The organism is Lacticaseibacillus zeae DSM 20178 = KCTC 3804 (genome assembly GCF_000260435.1).
Lineage (GTDB): Bacteria > Bacillota > Bacilli > Lactobacillales > Lactobacillaceae > Lacticaseibacillus > Lacticaseibacillus zeae.
In genome coordinates this window covers 1-1,156 of the sequence record NZ_BACQ01000088.1, presented here as the reverse complement: position 1 = coordinate 1,156, position 1,156 = coordinate 1, and the positions used below count along the sequence as shown (strand labels likewise).

1 pseudogene is annotated in these 1,156 nt (G+C 44.6%); it reads right to left on the bottom strand.

Annotated features, from left to right (window positions below):
• Positions 1 to 124: 124 nt before the first annotated feature.
• Positions 125 to 889: pseudogene (locus GSO_RS15255) on the bottom strand (IS3 family transposase); the annotation flags it as partial.
• Positions 890 to 1,156 lie beyond the last annotated feature (267 nt).

The window sequence follows — 1,156 nt, the reverse complement described above, 5'->3', positions numbered from 1 at the left end:
CCTGGATTGAAGTCAATATTTGAGACAGATTTTAAGAGACATTCAGAACCGCGTTTACCTTCCACAGCTCAAATAAATCATTAATCGCGATTAATAACTTATTTGAACCCTGGAAAGCATTAAATCAGGCGCCCATTTGGCTCGTAAGTGTTGCAATTTCAACTTGTAAGGGGGTCTGGTAGCCCAGTGAACTATGAATTCTCTTCCTATTGTAGAAAGCATGCACATATTCAAAAAGGACGGCAGCGGCAGTTTCATAATCTTCAAAGACCGGCAGTGGATAAACACATTCCTTTTTGAGGGAAGCGTGAAAGGATTCCATTGGCGCATTATCATACGGACAACCCTTACGGCTGTATGAGTGGCGGATATGTAGTTCAGTTAAACGTTGATTGTAATCATCGCTGGTATACTGTGATCCTAAATCCGTATGGATAATCAGGTCCCCAGTAATGGTTCGATTTTTAACCGCGCTTTCAAGGGTCTTTATGACTAAATCAGTGGCCATCTTTTTTGAGAACGAATAGCCGATAATCCGTCGTGAGTGCAAATCCATGATGGTTGATAAGTAACACCAGCCATTACGCTTCGTTTGAATATAGGTCATATCAGCGGTCCATTTTTGATTTAAACCAGTGGTCGAGAAATCCTGCTTAAGCAAGTTGGGACGCTGTTCAACCTTGGTTTTGGAAGCCGAAGCCGCTTTCCACTTATTGACGGTAACGGAGTGGATATCCAGTTCCTTCATGAGCCAGGAAATCCGTCGTGGACTGCACCGAAGCTGCAGTGGTTGAAGTTCCAGATTCAATTCATGGTGGATCTTCATAACACCGTATCGCTGCTTAAATTCCGCAAAGATCCGCAGAATCCGTTGTTTCAAGCCCGCATCTTCGGCCCGGCGTTTTTAAGGTTTGGGGGATCGATAACGATAATACTGAGCTCTGGAAACACCGAGGATTCGGCACATCTTGGTTACCTGGTGGTGATGGCTTTCTTGGTGAATGTAATCAAAGATATTGGTTACTTCTGCGCAAGGAAGCCCAGGGCTTTTTTTAGGATTTCGTTCTCCTCAGACAGCGAACCCAGTCGCTTTTCCATCGCTTTGATTTCGTCTGGCGATTTACCGGATTGAGTTTTGGCCTGGCCCTGGATCCAC